This is a genomic window from Pseudomonas cichorii (assembly GCF_015471405.1).
In the GTDB taxonomy this organism is placed as follows: Bacteria; Pseudomonadota; Gammaproteobacteria; order Pseudomonadales; family Pseudomonadaceae; genus Aquipseudomonas; species Aquipseudomonas serbiensis.
Map to the genome: position 1 here is coordinate 1 of NZ_BLVZ01000007.1, position 18126 is coordinate 18126.

14 protein-coding genes and 4 tRNA genes are annotated in these 18126 nt (G+C 54.4%); all 18 read left to right on the forward strand.

The window, feature by feature from the left end; all coding sequences use genetic code 11:
- Positions 1 to 109 precede the first annotated feature (109 nt).
- The 18 genes from birA to fusA all read left to right on the forward strand — a co-directional run bounded on the left by birA (position 110) and on the right by fusA (position 18109).
- Positions 110 to 1069, forward strand: a complete 960-nt coding sequence (gene birA / locus JL015_RS11735; protein ID WP_201018800.1) for a bifunctional biotin--[acetyl-CoA-carboxylase] ligase/biotin operon repressor BirA — start codon at positions 110 to 112, stop codon at positions 1067 to 1069.
- A complete protein-coding gene (locus tag JL015_RS11740; RefSeq protein WP_201018608.1) occupies positions 1059 to 1808 on the forward strand; it encodes a pantothenate kinase in 750 nt (249 codons plus the stop codon). The genes birA and JL015_RS11740 overlap by 11 nt, the downstream gene beginning before the upstream one ends.
- Positions 1809 to 1815: 7 nt before the next feature.
- The gene (locus tag JL015_RS11745; RefSeq protein WP_201018609.1) at positions 1816 to 2244 is read left to right on the forward strand and encodes a hypothetical protein; all 429 of its coding nucleotides are present in this window, start codon (positions 1816 to 1818) and stop codon (positions 2242 to 2244) included.
- A gap of 142 nt (positions 2245 to 2386) precedes the next feature.
- Positions 2387 to 2471: transfer RNA gene (locus JL015_RS11750), tRNA-Tyr, on the forward strand.
- A gap of 24 nt (positions 2472 to 2495) precedes the next feature.
- Positions 2496 to 2569, forward strand: a tRNA-Gly gene (locus tag JL015_RS11755).
- 26 nt (positions 2570 to 2595) lie between these two features.
- A tRNA-Thr gene (locus JL015_RS11760) sits at positions 2596 to 2671 on the forward strand.
- Positions 2672 to 2839: 168 nt separating this feature from the next.
- Positions 2840 to 2915, forward strand: a tRNA-Trp gene (locus JL015_RS11765).
- A gap of 46 nt (positions 2916 to 2961) precedes the next feature.
- Positions 2962 to 3330: a preprotein translocase subunit SecE gene (gene secE, locus JL015_RS11770; RefSeq protein ID WP_201007052.1), complete on the forward strand. Its 369-nt coding sequence runs from the start codon at positions 2962 to 2964 to the stop codon at positions 3328 to 3330.
- A gap of 9 nt (positions 3331 to 3339) precedes the next feature.
- Positions 3340 to 3873 carry a transcription termination/antitermination protein NusG gene (nusG, locus tag JL015_RS11775; RefSeq protein ID WP_025262062.1) on the forward strand — a complete coding sequence of 178 codons (534 nt, stop codon included), beginning with the start codon at positions 3340 to 3342 and terminating at the stop codon, positions 3871 to 3873.
- A 118-nt stretch (positions 3874 to 3991) separates the two neighbouring features.
- Entirely contained in the window at positions 3992 to 4423 is a 432-nt protein-coding gene (gene rplK / locus JL015_RS11780; RefSeq protein WP_025262061.1) for a 50S ribosomal protein L11, read from the forward strand.
- Positions 4423 to 5118: a 50S ribosomal protein L1 gene (gene rplA, locus JL015_RS11785; RefSeq protein ID WP_122318492.1), complete on the forward strand. Its 696-nt coding sequence runs from the start codon at positions 4423 to 4425 to the stop codon at positions 5116 to 5118. Before rplK ends, rplA begins: the two co-directional genes overlap by 1 nt.
- Before the next feature lie 193 nt (positions 5119 to 5311).
- A complete protein-coding gene (gene rplJ, locus JL015_RS11790; RefSeq protein WP_122318493.1) occupies positions 5312 to 5812 on the forward strand; it encodes a 50S ribosomal protein L10 in 501 nt (166 codons plus the stop codon).
- Positions 5813 to 5890: 78 nt separating this feature from the next.
- On the forward strand, positions 5891 to 6256 hold the full coding sequence (gene rplL, locus JL015_RS11795; protein WP_201007050.1) for a 50S ribosomal protein L7/L12: 366 nt from the start codon (positions 5891 to 5893) through the stop codon (positions 6254 to 6256).
- A 220-nt stretch (positions 6257 to 6476) separates the two neighbouring features.
- Entirely contained in the window at positions 6477 to 10550 is a 4074-nt protein-coding gene (rpoB, locus tag JL015_RS11800) for a DNA-directed RNA polymerase subunit beta (RefSeq protein WP_201007048.1), read from the forward strand.
- A gap of 64 nt (positions 10551 to 10614) precedes the next feature.
- Positions 10615 to 14814, forward strand: coding sequence for a DNA-directed RNA polymerase subunit beta' (rpoC, locus tag JL015_RS11805; RefSeq protein WP_122318495.1), 4200 nt, complete (start codon positions 10615 to 10617; stop codon positions 14812 to 14814).
- A 197-nt stretch (positions 14815 to 15011) separates the two neighbouring features.
- On the forward strand, positions 15012 to 15383 hold the full coding sequence (gene rpsL / locus JL015_RS11810; protein ID WP_002555494.1) for a 30S ribosomal protein S12: 372 nt from the start codon (positions 15012 to 15014) through the stop codon (positions 15381 to 15383).
- A 122-nt stretch (positions 15384 to 15505) separates the two neighbouring features.
- Entirely contained in the window at positions 15506 to 15976 is a 471-nt protein-coding gene (rpsG, locus tag JL015_RS11815) for a 30S ribosomal protein S7 (protein WP_010490886.1), read from the forward strand.
- 30 nt (positions 15977 to 16006) lie between these two features.
- Complete coding sequence (gene fusA, locus JL015_RS11820) at positions 16007 to 18109, forward strand: elongation factor G (protein ID WP_201007046.1); 2103 nt, start codon at positions 16007 to 16009, stop codon at positions 18107 to 18109.
- Positions 18110 to 18126 lie beyond the last annotated feature (17 nt).

The window sequence follows — 18126 nt, forward strand, 5'->3', positions numbered from 1 at the left end:
AACGCAGGTGGGGGTTTTGTCTTTTATGGATCGAAAAACGCCTTTTCGTTTCTATGCATCCCAGGCTTGCGTGGCTATTATGCGTGCCTCATTGCTAGGCGATATTTACATGATGACCTTGTTAAGGCTTCTTGCTGATGGCGAGTTTCACTCGGGGCAGGTTTTGGGTGATGTGCTCGGAGTCAGCAGAAGCGCCGTCTGGAAGCGGCTTCAACAGCTTGAGGCTGAGTTAGGTGTTGAGGTGCATAAAGTGCGTGGCCGTGGTTACCGGCTCGCCAACCCTATCTCTCTTCTGGACTCGTCTTCCATATCGCAAATGGGGCTTCCTGCTGGCTGGTCTGTTCATGTTGCCGGCTCAATCGACTCTACAAATGCCGAGGCGGTCCGCCTGATTGGTCAGGGAGCGGCTATGCCTATGCTTGTCCTGGCAGAGAGGCAGATAGCTGGAAGAGGGCGGCGTGGTCGTAAATGGGTTAGCCCTTTTGGTGAAAACCTGTATTACAGCCTGGCGTTACGTATTGACGGCGGGATGCGCCAGCTTGAAGGTCTTAGCTTGCTTGTCGGGCTTGCTGTCATGCAGGTCTTGCGTGAGTCAGGGGTCAAGGGGGCGGGGCTTAAATGGCCAAATGATGTTCTTGTAGGTAAGCACAAGATCGCCGGTATTCTTCTTGAACTGATCGGAGATCCCGCGGATGTATGCCATGTGGTAATCGGGATCGGGGTCAATGTGAACATGCAGTCCTCTCCTGATGTGGATCAATCCTGGACATCTTTACGTCTGGAGACTGGTGCGCTTTCCGATCGCAACGGCCTGGCTGTCCGTTTAAGCCAGAAGCTTGATGCTTTGCTCGCATTGCACCGCGAGCAGGGATTTTCAGCGTTTCAGGCTGAGTGGGAGCAGGGGCATTTATGGCAGGGGTGCTCTGTTACGCTGCTCTCTGGTGTCGAGGTGGTCGAGGGTGTTGTCTTGGGTGTCGATGTGCTTGGTGCGTTGCGTCTCGATGTAGGAGGCGTGGAGAAAAGCTTTAGTGGTGGTGAGCTCAGCCTGAGGTTGCGTGATGATACTTGAACTCGACTGTGGGAATAGCTTCATCAAATGGCGTGTAATTGATGTGGGAGGTGTTGCGCGATTTGCTGGTGGTGTCGTGGATTCTGATAGCGCGCTGCTGGAGCACTTGCTTCACCTCCCTGGATTGAAATTGAGTGCCTGTCGCCTTGTCAGCGTTCGTAGTGCTGAAGAGACTGAGAAGCTGGTTTCTGCCCTTGTTCAGGGCTTTTCGATTCAGCCTGTCTGTGCTGCTCCCGCGAAGGAGCTGGCAGGTGTTGTGAATGGCTATGACGATTACGAGCGTTTGGGGCTCGATCGCTGGCTTGCCTTCGTCGGGGCTTATCATATTGTCCGAAAGGCGTGCCTGGTCATTGATCTTGGCACTGCTGTTACCTCCGACTTCGTGGATTCAGGCGGCCAGCACCTGGGCGGCTTCATATGTCCGGGTATGCCGTTGATGCGCAACCAGTTGCGCACTCACACGCGACGTATTCGATACGATGATGCGGCGGCGGAGCGTGCGTTGGTCAGCTTTGTTCCAGGGCGAGCAACCTCTGAGGCGGTGGAGCGGGGCTGCTCCTTGATGTTGCGAGGCTTTGCCCTGACGCAGCTCGATCTGGCGCGGAGCTATTGGGGGGGGGATTTTTGTGTCTTCGTAACTGGCGGCGATTCCGGGCTGGTTGAGGATGTGCTTGCTGATGTTCGAGTGGTGCCAGACCTGGTTTTCGTTGGCCTGGCTCTGGCCTGTCCGTTGCGCTGAGGTTTTTATGCGTTGGCTATTCCTTTTGCTGTTGATGCTGAATGCCTTTTACTACATCTGGCATCAGCAGGAGGCTCCCTTGCGTGCCAAGGAGGTTCTTCCTCTGTCGTTGTACCGTGCTCCCCAGCAGGATATTCGATTGCTCAGTGAGTCTGATCTGGGGCATGCCTCTCGTGAGGCAGAAACCAGCTGTCTTTATCTAGGGGGCTTCCCGCGTCAGGAGGAGGCGCGTGCTGTCGAGCAGCGTCTCAATAGCCTGGATATACAGTCGCAGTTTCAGGTCTTGCCGTCGGCTGGTGTAGCTGGCTATTGGCTCAGGATTTCACCGGAGAGCCGACGTCTGGTCGGTGATGCTGTCGTCAATCAGTTGCTCCAGGATTTCCCGCAATTAAAAAACAAAATAATGTCTTGTGAAGGCATTGCAACTGCAGATTAGTTTGCATAGAATGGCGCCCGCTTCGCAGTGAGGTGCAAACCTCGAAAGTGAAGCAGCAGTAGTCAACGCATGTAACCTCAGGTTTTTAATGAGAAAAAGGTTGACAGAAGGGCAGTAAGCATTGAGAATGCTGCCTCGCTTAGGAGGGGTTCCCGAGCGGCCAAAGGGATCAGACTGTAAATCTGACGTCTACGACTTCGAAGGTTCGAATCCTTCCCCCTCCACCATATTTAGCGCGAGCTGCAAGTTGTGCGGGTATAGTTTAGTGGTAGAACCTCAGCCTTCCAAGCTGATGATGCGGGTTCGATTCCCGCTACCCGCTCCATGTTTGCGGTTCTTGCAAAGTGTTTTGCTCTTGTAGCTCAGTTGGTAGAGCACACCCTTGGTAAGGGTGAGGTCAGCGGTTCAAATCCGCTCAAGAGCTCCATTGCTAAAGGCAGATATGAAAATATCTGCCTTTGTTTTAAGTGGCTTCACTCTTGATGTGTTGCGCTTGAAGCTTTCGGTGTTATCGGCAGTATCTGCTGGTGAGGCTGAATGAAGTGTTGAAAAACTCTTGTCGGGTCCGCATAATGGTCGGCCTGATTTTGCTTTTAGGTCAGTAGCTCAATTGGCAGAGCGACGGTCTCCAAAACCGTAGGTTGGGGGTTCGATTCCCTCCTGACCTGCCAGATTCCCTAGATGTAATCTGGCTTTCTTTTCACAGGATCTCCGTAGATGAATCCCAAGGCTGAAGCATCAGACTCTCGCTTTGACTCGCTGAAATGGCTCTTGGTAGTCGCTTTGGTTGTCGTTGGTGTTGTCGGTAATCAGTATTACTCGTCCGCCCCGATTCTGTATCGTGTTCTTGTGCTTCTGGCAATTGCTGCTGTTGCTGCGTTTGTTGCTCTTCAAACCGGCAAAGGCAAGGCCTTCTTTGTTCTTGCAAAGGAAGCGCGCGCAGAGATCCGTAAAGTCGTATGGCCTACTCGCCAAGAGACCACGCAGACCACTTTGATTGTGGTGGCTGTTGTGTTGGTCATGGCGTTGCTGTTGTGGGGGCTTGACTCCCTGCTCGGCTGGCTTGTTTCCTTGATAGTTGGCTAAGGGTGTCCCGTGGCTAAGCGTTGGTACGTAGTGCATGCTTACTCGGGTTACGAGAAGCATGTAATGCGCTCGTTGATCGAGCGTGTGAAGCTGGCAGGCATGGAAGATGGCTTCGGCGAAATTCTGGTTCCCACTGAAGAAGTGGTTGAGATGCGTAATGGCCAGAAACGCAAAAGCGAGCGTAAATTCTTCCCTGGTTATGTGCTTGTCCAGATGGAAATGAATGAGGGTACTTGGCACTTGGTCAAGGACACTCCTCGCGTCATGGGTTTCATCGGCGGTACTGCTGATAAGCCAGCTCCAATCACCGACAAAGAGGCAGAAGCAATTCTGCGTCGCGTTGCTGATGGCAGCGATAAGCCGAAGCCAAAAACACTGTTCGAGCCAGGTGAAGTTGTTCGCGTCACCGACGGCCCGTTTGCTGATTTTAATGGCACGGTCGAAGAAGTTAACTACGAAAAGAGCCGTATACAAGTGGCGGTGCTCATTTTCGGACGTTCTACTCCGGTAGAACTAGAGTTCAGTCAGGTCGAAAAGGCATAACTGAGCTGGAATCCCATACCCCGCAGCCTAAGGCTGTGGGGTTTTTTCGTCGCTGGGATATACGTGTAAGTAGCCGGGGAGCCTTTATTGGCGTTTGAACCCGTAATTGGAGTGCCTCATGGCCAAGAAGATAACCGCATACATCAAGCTGCAAGTGAAAGCCGCTCAGGCTAACCCTAGCCCGCCAGTTGGTCCTGCTCTGGGTCAGCACGGTGTGAACATCATGGAATTCTGTAAAGCATTCAACGCCCGTACTCAGGGTCTTGAGCCAGGCTTGCCGACTCCAGTGATCATCACTGTATACAGCGACCGTAGCTTCACTTTTGAAACAAAAAGTACCCCTGCCTCTGTTCTGCTGAAGAAAGCTGCAGGCTTGACCAGCGGCTCGGCTCGCCCGAACACCGTTAAAGTTGGCACCGTGACTCGCGCTCAACTGGAAGACATCGCTAAAGCAAAAAGCGCTGATCTGACAGCTGCAGACCTGGAAGCGGCCGTGCGTACCATCGCCGGTTCCGCTCGTAGCATGGGCCTTAACGTGGAGGGTGTGTAATGGCTAAGTTGACCAAACGTCAAAAGGCAATCGCTAGCAAGCTGGAAGCTGGCAAGGTCTACAACTTCGTAGACGCTGCTGCTCTGCTGACCGAGCTGTCTACCGTCAAGTTCAGCGAGTCTGTAGACGTTGCTGTTAACCTGGGCGTTGACCCTCGTAAGTCTGACCAGGTTGTTCGTAGCGCAACCGTTCTGCCGCACGGTACCGGTAAAACCGTACGTGTTGCTGTCTTCACCCAAGGCCCGGCTGCTGAAGCTGCTCTGGCTGCTGGTGCTGACCGCGTTGGTATGGACGATCTGGCTGCCGAAATGAAAGCTGGCGACCTGAACTACGACGTAGTTATTGCTTCTCCTGATGCAATGCGCGTTGTTGGTCAATTGGGTCAGGTTCTGGGTCCACGTGGCCTGATGCCTAACCCGAAAGTCGGTACCGTTACTCCTGACGTCGCTAACGCTGTCAAGAACGCCAAGGCTGGTCAGGTTCGTTATCGCACTGACAAAAACGGCATCATCCACACTTCCGTTGGCAAGGTCGGTTTCGACGCAGTCAAGCTGAAGGAAAACGTTGAAGCCCTGATCGCTGATCTCAAGCGCATCAAGCCAGCTTCCTCGAAAGGCATTTATGTCAAGCGCGTTACCCTGAGCACCACCATGGGCCCAGGTCTAGTCATCGACCAGGGTTCTCTGGACGCGTAAGACAGACGTAACACATTTTTGTGTTACTAAAAATTGGGGTCCCTGCCTGGCGGGGGCTATCCAAGACCGTAGGCGACGCAAGTCTTAAACCACAAGCCTACGCAGATGGTGCTCCCGGTTCCTTACCGAATCAGACACCAAAACGACATCCGGCTCCGGCCAGATGAAACGGTAACAAGCAGGAGTTAAACCCGTGGCAATTAAACTCGAAGACAAGAAGGCCATCGTCGCTGAAGTCAACGAGGCTGCCAAAGTCGCTCTGTCTGCTGTCGTGGCTGATGCCCGTGGCGTGACAGTAGGCGCAATGACCGGACTCCGTAAAGAGGCTCGTGAAGCTGGCGTATACGTACGTGTCGTACGTAACACCCTGCTCAAGCGCGCTGTTGAAGGTACTGATTACAGTGTCCTCAATGACGCGTTCACAGGCCCGACCTTGATCGCATTCTCCAACGAGCATCCAGGCGCTGCTGCGCGTTTGTTCAAAGAGTTTGCGAAAGGTCAGGACAAGTTCGAGATCAAGGCAGCTGCGTTCGAGGGCAAGTTCCTCGCAGCTAATCAGATCGACGTACTGGCAACCTTGCCGACCCGTGACGAAGCAATTTCCCAGCTGATGAGCGTGATTCAGGGCGCTACCAGCAAATTGGCTCGTACTCTGGCGGCTGTTCGCGACCAGAAAGAAGCTGCCGCAGCCTAAGGCTGAGCATTTTCTCTCGCGTATTTTTGTTTATTTCGATGGTCGCGTAGGCCGTCCCCCAATTCAGGAATTAGATTCATGTCTATCTCTCAAGACGATATCCTCAACGCAGTAGCCGAGATGTCCGTTCTGCAGGTTGTTGAGCTGATCAAAGCTTTTGAAGAAAAATTCGGCGTAACTGCTGCCGCTGCTTCGGCTGGTCCAGCTGTTGCTGCTGCTGTTGTTGAAGAGCAAACCGAATTCAACGTCATGCTGGTTGAAGCTGGCGAGAAGAAAGTTAACGTAATTAAAGCTGTTCGTGAACTGACCGGTCTGGGCCTGAAAGAAGCCAAGGCAGTCGTTGACGGCGCTCCAGCCCTGGTTCTGGAAGCAGTAGCAAAAGACGCTGCTGACAAAGCCAAAGCTGCTCTGGAAGAAGCAGGCGCCAAAGTCGAGCTGAAATAAGCATCGATTTTGAACGTCCAGCCCACGCGTTAAGCGAAAGGCTGATGGCTGGTGGCTTTTGCCACCGGCCTTTTTCCGTTACAGACGATTGGCTTTGCCAGCGTCCATAACGTGCAAGTACCACCAAGATGGTGGCGCAAACCAAGGGGTTTGCACGATTTTCTGGCTGCTTCCGTCGGGAGGGAGCCAAACAAGCAGGTGACCAAGCTGGGGAACGCTGATGGCTTACTCATATACTGAGAAAAAACGTATCCGCAAGGACTTTAGCAAGTTGCCGGACGTAATGGATGTGCCGTATCTACTGGCCATCCAGCTGGATTCGTATCGCGAATTCCTGCAGGCGGGAGCGACCAAAGATCAGTTCCGCGACGTCGGTCTGCATGCAGCCTTCAAATCCGTTTTCCCGATCATCAGCTACTCCGGCAATGCTGCGCTGGAGTATGTAGGTTATCGCTTGGGCGAACCGGCATTTGATGTCAAAGAGTGCGTGCTGCGCGGTGTGACTTACGCTGTACCTCTGCGAGTCAAGGTCCGTCTGATCATTTTCGACAAAGAGTCGTCGAACAAAGCGATCAAGGACATCAAAGAGCAAGAAGTCTACATGGGTGAAATCCCCCTGATGACTGAGAACGGTACCTTCGTAATCAACGGTACCGAGCGTGTAATCGTGTCCCAGCTTCACCGTTCGCCAGGCGTATTCTTCGACCACGATCGTGGCAAGACGCATAGCTCCGGCAAGCTGCTGTACTCCGCTCGCATCATTCCTTACCGTGGTTCGTGGCTGGACTTCGAGTTCGATCCGAAAGACTGCGTATTCGTCCGTATCGACCGTCGTCGCAAGCTGCCTGCTTCCGTATTGCTGCGCGCCCTTGGTTATACAACCGAGCAAGTGCTTGATGCGTTCTATACCACCAACGTTTTCCATGTTCGCGGTGAAAGCCTGAGCCTGGAGCTGGTGCCTCAGCGCCTGCGTGGTGAAATTGCTGTCCTCGATATCCAGGATGGCAACGGCAAGGTTATTGTCGAGCAAGGTCGCCGTATTACCGCTCGTCACATCAATCAGCTGGAAAAAGCCGGGATCAAAGAGCTGGAAGTGCCACTGGACTACGTCCTGGGCCGCACTACCGCCAAGGTCATCGTGCATCCTGCGACTGGTGAAATCATCGCTGAATGCAACACCGAACTGAACACCGAAATCCTGGCAAAAATCGCCAAGGCCCAGGTTGTCCGGATCGAGACTCTGTACACGAACGACATCGATTGCGGTCCGTTCATCTCCGACACATTGAAGATCGACTCCACCGGCAACCAACTGGAAGCCCTGGTCGAAATCTATCGCATGATGCGTCCTGGTGAGCCACCAACCAAAGATGCCGCTGAAACACTGTTCAACAACCTGTTCTTCAGCCCAGAACGCTACGATCTGTCTGCTGTAGGTCGCATGAAGTTTAACCGTCGTATCGGTCGCACCGAGATCGAAGGTTCGGGCGTACTGTGCAAAGAAGACATCGTTGCCGTTCTGAAGACTCTCGTCGACATCCGTAACGGTAAAGGCATTGTCGATGACATCGACCACCTCGGTAACCGTCGTGTTCGTTGCGTTGGCGAAATGGCCGAGAACCAGTTCCGTGTCGGTCTGGTCCGCGTAGAGCGTGCTGTCAAAGAACGTCTGTCCATGGCAGAAAGCGAAGGCCTGATGCCTCAGGACCTGATCAACGCCAAGCCTGTCGCAGCGGCAGTCAAGGAGTTCTTCGGTTCCAGCCAGCTTTCCCAGTTCATGGACCAGAACAACCCGCTTTCCGAGATTACCCACAAGCGTCGTGTTTCTGCACTCGGCCCTGGTGGTCTGACTCGTGAGCGCGCCGGCTTTGAAGTTCGTGACGTACACCCGACTCACTATGGTCGCGTATGTCCGATTGAAACACCGGAAGGTCCGAACATCGGCCTGATCAACTCCCTGGCAGCCTATGCCCGTACCAACCAGTATGGTTTCCTTGAGAGCCCGTACCGTGTTGTGAAGGAAGGTCTGGTAACCGACGAAATCGTTTTCCTTTCGGCAATCGAAGAAGCGGACCACGTCATTGCACAGGCTTCGGCCGCAATGAACGACAAGCAGGAACTGATCGACGAGCTGGTAGCCGTTCGTCACCTGAATGAATTCACCGTCAAGGCGCCTGCCGACGTAACCCTGATGGACGTTTCGCCCAAGCAGGTAGTTTCGGTCGCAGCTTCCCTGATTCCGTTCCTCGAGCACGACGACGCCAACCGTGCGTTGATGGGTTCGAACATGCAGCGTCAGGCTGTACCAACCCTGCGTGCCGACAAGCCGCTGGTCGGTACCGGCATGGAGCGCAACGTTGCCCGTGACTCCGGCGTTTGTGTCGTGGCTCGTCGTGGCGGTGTGATCGACTCGGTTGATGCAAGCCGCATCGTTGTGCGTGTTGCCGATGACGAAGTTGAAACGGGCGAGGCGGGTGTAGATATCTACAACCTGACCAAGTACACCCGCTCCAACCAGAACACCTGCATCAACCAGCGTCCGCTGGTGAGCAAGGGTGATCGCGTTCAGCGCAGCGACATCATGGCTGACGGTCCGTCCACCGATATGGGTGAACTGGCTCTGGGTCAGAACATGCGCATCGCGTTCATGGCCTGGAACGGTTTCAACTTCGAGGACTCCATCTGTCTGTCCGAGCGTGTAGTTCAGGAAGATCGTTTCACCACGATCCATATCCAGGAACTGACTTGCGTTGCTCGTGACACCAAGCTTGGCCCAGAGGAAATCACGGCTGACATCCCGAACGTGGGTGAAGCTGCTCTGAACAAGCTGGACGAAGCCGGTATCGTTTATGTCGGTGCTGAAGTAGGCGCTGGCGATATTCTGGTAGGCAAGGTCACCCCTAAAGGTGAAACCCAGCTGACTCCAGAAGAAAAACTGCTGCGCGCCATCTTCGGTGAGAAAGCCAGCGACGTTAAAGACACTTCCCTGCGCGTACCTACCGGTACCAAGGGTACTGTCATCGACGTACAGGTCTTCACCCGTGATGGTGTTGAGCGTGACGCTCGCGCACTGTCCATCGAGAAGTCGCAACTCGACGAGATCCGCAAGGATCTGAACGAAGAGTTCCGTATCGTCGAAGGCGCTACTTTCGAGCGTCTGCGTGCTGCTCTGGTTGGTCGCGTAGTTGAAGGCGGTGCTGGCCTGAAGAAAGGTCAGGAAATCACCGATGAAGTTCTCGACGGTCTTGAGCATGGTCAGTGGTTCAAGCTGCGCATGGCTGAAGATGCTCTGAACGAGCAGCTTGAGAAAGCCCAGGCTTACATCGTTGATCGTCGTCGCCTGCTCGATGACAAGTTTGAAGACAAGAAACGCAAGCTGCAGCAGGGTGATGACCTTGCTCCAGGCGTTCTGAAAATCGTCAAGGTCTACTTGGCAATCCGTCGTCGCATCCAGCCGGGCGACAAGATGGCCGGTCGCCACGGTAACAAGGGTGTGGTCTCCGTGATCATGCCGGTTGAAGATATGCCGCACGATGCCAACGGCACACCTGTGGATATCGTCCTCAACCCGCTGGGCGTACCTTCGCGTATGAACGTTGGTCAGATTCTCGAAACCCACCTGGGCCTTGCGGCCAAAGGTCTGGGCGAGAAGATCAATCGCATGCTCGAAGAACAGCGTAAAGTTGCTGAGTTGCGCAAGTTCCTCAACGAGATCTACAACGAAATCGGCGGTCGCCAGGAAAGTCTGGATGACCTCTCCGACAAGGAAATCCAGGATCTCGCGAAGAACCTTCGCAATGGCGTACCTATGGCTACTCCGGTTTTCGACGGTGCCAAAGAGCGTGAAATCAAGGCAATGCTCAAACTGGCAGACATGCCGGAAAGCGGCCAGATGCAACTGTTTGACGGTCGTACCGGCAACAAGTTTGAGCGCGCTGTAACAGTTGGCTACATGTACATGCTGAAGCTGAACCACTTGGTGGACGACAAGATGCACGCGCGTTCCACTGGTTCTTACAGCCTGGTTACCCAGCAGCCGCTGGGTGGTAAGGCGCAGTTCGGTGGTCAGCGTTTCGGGGAGATGGAAGTGTGGGCGCTGGAAGCATACGGCGCAGCGTACACTCTGCAAGAAATGCTCACAGTGAAGTCGGACGATGTGAACGGTCGTACCAAGATGTACAAAAACATCGTGGACGGCGATCACCGTATGGAGCCGGGCATGCCCGAGTCCTTCAACGTGTTGATCAAAGAAATCCGTTCGCTCGGTATCGATATCGATCTGGAAACCGAATAACACGTGACGCGAATCGGGAGTGGTGCCGTATGGCCCGCTCCCTGCTCCGCCAGGAGGGAAAGCCTTGAAAGACCTACTGAATTTGCTGAAAAACCAGGGTCAAGTCGAAGAGTTTGACGCGATCCGTATCGGGTTGGCGTCGCCTGAGATGATCCGCTCGTGGTCGTTCGGTGAAGTTAAAAAGCCGGAAACCATCAACTACCGTACGTTCAAGCCTGAGCGTGACGGTCTGTTCTGCGCCAAGATCTTTGGCCCGGTCAAGGATTACGAGTGCTTGTGCGGAAAGTACAAGCGCCTGAAGCACCGTGGCGTCATCTGCGAGAAGTGCGGCGTTGAAGTTGCACTGGCAAAAGTTCGTCGTGAGCGTATGGCTCACATCGAGCTGGCTTCGCCGGTTGCCCACATCTGGTTCCTGAAGTCCCTGCCGTCCCGTATCGGCCTGCTGATGGACATGACCCTGCGTGATATCGAGCGCGTTCTCTATTTCGAGAGCTATGTCGTTATCGATCCGGGCATGACTACCCTTGAAAAAGGTCAGTTGCTGAACGACGAGCAGTACTTCGAAGCGCTGGAAGAGTTCGGTGATGATTTCGATGCCCGCATGGGTGCTGAAGCTGTCCGTGAACTGCTGCACGCTATCGATCTGGAGCACGAGATTGGCCGTCTGCGTGAAGAAATTCCGCAAACCAACTCCGAAACCAAAATCAAGAAGCTTTCCAAGCGTCTGAAGCTGATGGAAGCCTTCCAGGGCTCGGGCAACCTGCCTGAGTGGATGGTTCTGACCGTTCTGCCGGTTCTGCCGCCAGATCTGCGTCCATTGGTTCCGCTGGATGGCGGTCGTTTCGCGACTTCCGACCTCAACGATCTGTATCGTCGAGTGATCAACCGTAACAACCGTTTGAAGCGCCTGCTGGATCTGTCTGCTCCGGACATCATCGTGCGCAACGAAAAGCGTATGTTGCAGGAAGCTGTCGATGCGCTGCTCGACAACGGCCGTCGCGGTCGTGCAATCACCGGTTCCAACAAGCGTCCTCTGAAATCCCTGGCTGACATGATCAAGGGTAAGCAGGGTCGTTTCCGTCAGAACTTGCTCGGTAAGCGTGTTGACTACTCTGGTCGTTCGGTAATTACCGTTGGTCCGACCCTGCGTCTGCACCAGTGCGGTCTGCCGAAGAAAATGGCTCTCGAGCTGTTCAAGCCGTTCATTTTCGGCAAGCTGGAAATGCGTGGCCTGGCTACGACCATCAAAGCTGCCAAGAAAATGGTCGAGCGCGAGCTGCCAGAGGTTTGGGACGTTCTCGCTGAAGTGATCCGCGAACACCCGGTCCTGCTCAACCGTGCGCCAACTCTTCACCGTCTGGGTATCCAGGCGTTTGAACCGGTTCTGATCGAAGGTAAGGCTATCCAGCTGCACCCGCTGGTCTGTGCTGCGTACAACGCCGACTTCGACGGCGACCAGATGGCTGTTCACGTACCGCTGACGCTGGAAGCCCAGCTTGAAGCGCGTGCGCTGATGATGTCGACCAACAACATCCTTTCGCCAGCGAACGGTGAGCCAATCATCGTTCCTTCGCAGGACGTTGTATTGGGTCTGTACTACATGACTCGTGAAGCGATCAACGCCAAGGGCGAAGGTCGTGTGTTTGCGGATCTGCAGGAAGTCGACCGCGTATTCCGCGCCGGCGAAGCTGCTCTGCACGCCAAGGTTAAAGTCCGTATCCATGAAACGGTCAATGATCGTGATGGCGGCAGCGTCAAGAACACCCGTATCGTCGACACTACTGTCGGCCGTGCGCTGCTGTTCCAGGTGGTTCCGGCCGGCCTGTCCTATGACGTCGTCAACCAGCCGATGAAGAAAAAGGCGATCTCCAAGCTGATCAACCAGTGCTACCGCGTGGTTGGTCTGAAAGAGACCGTTATTTTCGCTGACCAGCTGATGTATACCGGTTTTGCCTATTCGACCATTTCGGGTGTTTCGATCGGTGTTAACGACTTCGTTATCCCGGATGAAAAAGCTCGCATCATCGATGCTGCTACCGAAGAAGTTAAAGAGATCGAAAGTCAGTACGCCTCGGGCCTGGTAACTCAGGGCGAGAAGTACAACAAGGTGATCGACCTCTGGTCCAAGGCCAACGATGAAGTCTCCAAGGCGATGATGTCGAACCTCTCGAAAGAGAAGGTTGTCGACCGTCACGGTGAGACTGTTGACCAGGAATCGTTCAACTCGATGTACATGATGGCTGACTCCGGTGCCCGGGGTTCCGCTGCTCAGATTCGTCAGCTGGCCGGTATGCGTGGTCTGATGGCCAAGCCTGACGGCTCCATCATCGAGACGCCGATCACTGCGAACTTCCGTGAAGGCTTGAGCGTACTTCAGTACTTCATCTCGACTCACGGTGCTCGTAAAGGTCTTGCGGATACCGCGTTGAAAACCGCGAACTCCGGTTACCTGACTCGTCGTCTGGTGGACGTTGCCCAGGATCTGGTCGTTACCGAAGTTGATTGCGGTACCGAGCACGGCCTGCTGATGACTCCGCACATTGAAGGCGGTGACGTTGTCGAGCCTCTGGGTGAGCGCGTTCTGGGTCGAGTTATCGCCCGTGACGTATTCAAGCCGGGTACCGAAGACGTCATCGTGCCTGCCGGTACGCTGGTAGATGAGAAGTGGGTAGAGTTCATCGAGCTGAACAGCATCGACGAAGTTATCGTTCGTTCGCCAATCAGCTGTGAAACCCGCTACGGCATCTGTGCCAAGTGCTACGGTCGTGACCTGGCTCGTGGTCATCAGGTCAACATCGGTGAAGCTGTCGGCGTAATCGCTGCTCAGTCGATCGGTGAGCCTGGTACCCAGCTGACAATGCGTACGTTCCACATCGGTGGTGCTGCAAGCCGGACCTCCGCTGCTGACAGCGTTCAGGTCAAGAACGGCGGTACTGTTCGCCTGCACAACCTGAAACACGTTGAGCGAGTGGATGGTCACCTGGTTGCCGTGTCGCGTTCCGGTGAGCTGGCCATCGCTGATGACTTCGGTCGTGAGCGTGAGCGTTACAAGCTGCCTTACGGTGCTGTGATTTCGGTGAAGGAAGGCGACAAGGTCGACGCTGGTTCGATCGTGGCCAAGTGGGATCCGCACACCCACCCAATCGTTACCGAAATGAAAGGTACCGTGACCTACGTGGGCATGGAAGAAGGCATCACGATCAAGCGTCAGACAGACGAATTGACCGGTATGACCAACATTGAAGTTCTTGATGCCAAGGACCGTCCAGCTGCCGGTAAAGACATTCGTCCTGCCGTGAAGATGGTTGGTCTGGATGGCAAGGATCTGCTGCTGCCAGGTACGGACGTACCGGCTCAGTACTTCCTGCCAGCCAACGCCCTGGTCGGCGTGGCGGACGGTGCGCAGATCGCGATCGGTGATGTTATCGCTCGTATCCCGCAAGAAACTTCCAAGACCCGTGACATCACCGGTGGTCTGCCGCGTGTTGCCGACTTGTTCGAAGCTCGTCGTCCGAAAGAGGCGTCGATCCTTGCTGAAGTCAGCGGTACCATCGCGTTCGGTAAAGAGACCAAGGGCAAGCGTCGCCTGGTCATCACCCCGAACGACGGTAGCGATCCGTACGAAGAGCTGATCCCGAAATGGCGTCACCTGAACGTCTTCGAGGGTGAGCAGGTCAACCGTGGTGAAGTTATTTCCGACGGTCCTAGCGATCCGCACGACATCCTGCGTCTGTTGGGTGTCAGCGCTCTCGCCAAGTACATCGTCAATGAGATCCAGGACGTTTATCGTCTGCAAGGCGTGAAGATCAACGACAAGCACATCGAGACCATTCTGCGTCAGATGCTGCGTAAAGTTGAGATCGCCGAGTCTGGCGATTCCAGTTTCATCAAGGGCGACCAGATGGAGCTGACTCACGTTCTGGTAGAGAACGAGCGTCTGAGCACGGAAGACAAGTTTGTCTCCAAGTTCACTCGTGTATTGCTGGGTATCACCAAAGCTTCCCTGTCCACCGAGTCGTTCATCTCCGCGGCCTCCTTCCAGGAGACAACCCGCGTACTGACCGAAGCGGCAGTGACCGGCAAGCGTGACTACCTGCGCGGCCTGAAGGAAAACGTAGTCGTGGGTCGTCTGATCCCGGCTGGTACCGGTCTGGCGTACCACAGCGAGCGTAAGCGTCGCCGTGATATCGACAAACCGTTGCGTGTCAGTGCTAGCGAAGTAGAAGCCGCTCTGACTGAAGCGTTGAATTCCAGCGGTAATTAAGAGTAAAGCCTCGGCATTTTTCTCCGGTAACCACAGTATTCAGCTGTGGTCGCTGGAGGAAGAGGTCGGGGCTTTGTCTTGACTGGGGGCAGGATCCTCTTTAGACTCTTGTACCCCTAAATTTGGCGGGGCTTACGCCCTGTCATTTGCTTTTCTTGTAAGACAATAGCGTCGCAAGACAACAGTGGAGCTAGTAGATGGCAACTATCAACCAGCTGGTACGTCAGCCGCGTAAGCGTATCGTCGAGAAATCCGACGTGCCTGCGCTGCAGAACTGCCCGCAACGTCGCGGTGTGTGCACTCGTGTGTATACCACCACGCCGAAAAAACCTAACTCGGCATTGCGTAAAGTCTGCCGTGTGCGCCTGACCAACGGTTTCGAGGTTTCCTCGTACATCGGTGGTGAAGGTCACAACCTGCAAGAGCACAGCGTGGTACTGATCCGTGGCGGTCGTGTAAAAGACTTGCCAGGTGTTCGTTATCACACCGTTCGTGGTTCTTTGGATACTTCCGGCGTTAAAGGTCGTAACCAGGGTCGCTCGAAATACGGTACCAAGAAGCCTAAGTAGTATTTGGCTTCTGTTTGAATTTGCAGATTTCTATTTTTCTGAGTCGATAAGAGTAAGGTCGGACGCATTCCTCTGGGGATGGTGGTTCCGAGCTAACCTGAAGACCGTTTGAGGGCTTATCCATGCCAAGAAGACGCGTAGCAGCCAAGCGCGAAGTGCTTGACGATCCAAAATACGGAAGCCAAATCCTGGCCAAGTTCATGAACCACGTGATGGAAAGCGGCAAGAAAGCCGTTGCCGAGCGTATCGTTTATGGCGCGCTGGACAAGGTTAAAGAACGCAAGAACAGCGACCCCCTGGAAATCTTCGAGAAAGCTCTCGACGCCATCGCTCCGCTGGTCGAAGTGAAGTCGCGCCGTGTAGGCGGTGCTACTTACCAGGTTCCGGTTGAAGTTCGTCCGTCCCGTCGTAATGCATTGGCAATGCGCTGGCTGGTAGACTTCGCGCGCAAGCGTGGCGAAAAGTCTATGGCTCTGCGTTTGGCTGGCGAACTGTTGGACGCCGCCGAGGGTAAAGGTGCTGCAGTTAAGAAGCGTGAAGACGTGCACCGTATGGCTGAAGCTAACAAAGCTTTCTCGCACTACCGCTTCTAATTCCGGCGTCACTAATTTTGCGAGGGCTTTATGGCTCGTACTACTCCGATTAACCGCTACCGTAACATCGGTATCGTTGCTCACGTGGATGCTGGTAAAACCACGACCACCGAGCGCGTCCTTTTTTACACTGGCGTAAACCACAAAATGGGCGAGGTGCATGATGGCGCCGCGACCATGGACTGGATGGTTCAAGAGCAGGAGCGGGGTATTACCATTACTTCCGCTGCAACCACAGCCTTCTGGGCTGGTTCTGCCAAGCAATTCGACAAGTATCGCTTCAACATCATCGATACCCCCGGCCACGTTGACTTCACTATTGAAGTAGAGCGTTCGCTGCGTGTTCTCGACGGTGCTGTCGTGGTTTTCTGCGGTACTTCGGGCGTTGAGCCTCAGTCGGAAACCGTATGGCGTCAAGCCAACAAATACGGCGTTCCGCGTCTTGTTTATGTAAACAAGATGGACCGTGCTGGTGCGAACTTCCTGCGCGTGATCGGTCAGATCAAGCAGCGTCTGGGTCACACTCCAGTGCCAATCCAGTTGGCTATCGGTGCAGAAGACAATTTCCAGGGTCAGATCGATCTGATGACCATGGAAGCTGTTTACTGGGATGATGCTGACAAGGGTATGGCTGCTCGTCGCGAAGCGATCCCTGCTGAACTGCAGGAATTGGCTGAAGAGTGGCGCAGCAACATGGTTGAAGCTGCTGCTGAAGCCAGCGAAGAGCTGATGAACAAGTACCTCGAGGGCGAAGAGCTTTCCATCGAGGAAATCAAGGGCGCACTGCGTCAGCGTACAATCGCTGGTGAAATCGTTCTTGCTGTTTGTGGTTCTTCCTTCAAGAACAAGGGTGTTCCCCTGGTTCTCGACGCCGTTATCGACTACCTGCCAGCACCAGTCGACATTCCTGCCATCAAGGGTTCCGACCCGGATGACGAGACTGTTGAAATGGAGCGTCATGCAGACGACAACGAGCCGTTCTCGGCTCTGGCGTTCAAGATCGCTACCGACCCATTCGTGGGTACCTTGACCTTTGCTCGCGTTTACTCGGGCGTGTTGAGCTCCGGCGACGGCGTTATCAACTCGGTAAAAGGCAAGAAAGAGCGCGTGGGTCGTATGGTGCAAATGCACGCAAACACCCGTGAAGAGATCAAGGAAGTACGCGCTGGCGACATCGCGGCCCTGATCGGCATGAAGGACGTCACCACTGGTGATACCCTCTGCTCCGCTGAAAAGCCAATCATCCTGGTTCGCATGGACTTCCCGGAGCCGGTTATTTCGGTTGCCGTTGAGCCAAAAACCAAGGATGACCAGGAAAAAATGGGTATCGCTCTGGGCAAACTCGCTCAGGAAGACCCGTCTTTCCGCGTCAAGACTGATGAAGAGACTGGTCAAACGATCATCTCTGGCATGGGCGAATTGCACCTGGACATCCTGGTTGACCGGATGCGCCGTGAGTTCAACGTCGAAGCCAACATCGGTAAACCACAGGTTTCCTATCGTGAGAAGATCACGAAGGCTTGTGAGATCGAAGGCAAGTTCGTTCGTCAGTCCGGCGGTCGTGGTCAGTTTGGCCATTGCTGGATCCGTTTTGCCCCTGCTGATGAAGGTCAGGAAGGTCTGCAATTCGTGAACGAAGTGGTTGGTGGTGTTGTTCCTAAGGAATACATCCCTGCTATCCAGAAGGGTATCGAAGAGCAGATGAAGAACGGTGTTGTTGCCGGCTATCCGCTGATCGGCCTGAAGGCTACCGTTTTCGATGGTTCTTACCACGACGTCGACTCCAACGAGATGGCGTTCAAGGTGGCGGCCTCCATGGCGACCAAGCAACTGGCTACCAAAGGTGGCGGTGTTGTTCTTGAGCCGATCATGAAGGTTGAAGTTGTAACACCTGAGGACTACATGGGTGACGTGATGGGTGACCTGAACCGTCGTCGTGGTCTGATCCAGGGTATGGAAGATACGGTTTCCGGCAAGGTTATCCGCGCCGAAGTTCCGTTGGGTGAGATGTTCGGTTATGCAACCGACGTCCGCTCCATGTCTCAGGGTCGCGCGAGCTACTCTATGGAATTCTCCAAATACTCCGAAGCTCCGTCGAATGTCGTCGAAGCTATCGTTAAAAAACAAGGCTGATTCAGCCCCTTTAGGCT

Bases quoted from the DNA above. Each gene is read 5' to 3' on its own strand.
- rpsG (WP_010490886.1), top strand. From the start codon at position 15,506: ATGCCAAGAAGACGCGTAGCAGCCAAGCGCGAAGTGCTTGACGATCCA.
- rpoB (WP_201007048.1), top strand. From the start codon at position 6,477: ATGGCTTACTCATATACTGAGAAAAAACGTATCCGCAAGGACTTTAGC.
- fusA (WP_201007046.1), top strand. From the start codon at position 16,007: ATGGCTCGTACTACTCCGATTAACCGCTACCGTAACATCGGTATCGTT.
- rplL (WP_201007050.1), top strand. From the start codon at position 5,891: ATGTCTATCTCTCAAGACGATATCCTCAACGCAGTAGCCGAGATGTCC.
- JL015_RS11740 (WP_201018608.1), top strand. From the start codon at position 1,059: ATGATACTTGAACTCGACTGTGGGAATAGCTTCATCAAATGGCGTGTA.
- birA (WP_201018800.1), top strand. From the start codon at position 110: ATGATGACCTTGTTAAGGCTTCTTGCTGATGGCGAGTTTCACTCGGGG.
- JL015_RS11745 (WP_201018609.1), top strand. From the start codon at position 1,816: ATGCGTTGGCTATTCCTTTTGCTGTTGATGCTGAATGCCTTTTACTAC.
- rplK (WP_025262061.1), top strand. From the start codon at position 3,992: ATGGCCAAGAAGATAACCGCATACATCAAGCTGCAAGTGAAAGCCGCT.
- secE (WP_201007052.1), top strand. From the start codon at position 2,962: ATGAATCCCAAGGCTGAAGCATCAGACTCTCGCTTTGACTCGCTGAAA.
- rpsL (WP_002555494.1), top strand. From the start codon at position 15,012: ATGGCAACTATCAACCAGCTGGTACGTCAGCCGCGTAAGCGTATCGTC.
- rplA (WP_122318492.1), top strand. From the start codon at position 4,423: ATGGCTAAGTTGACCAAACGTCAAAAGGCAATCGCTAGCAAGCTGGAA.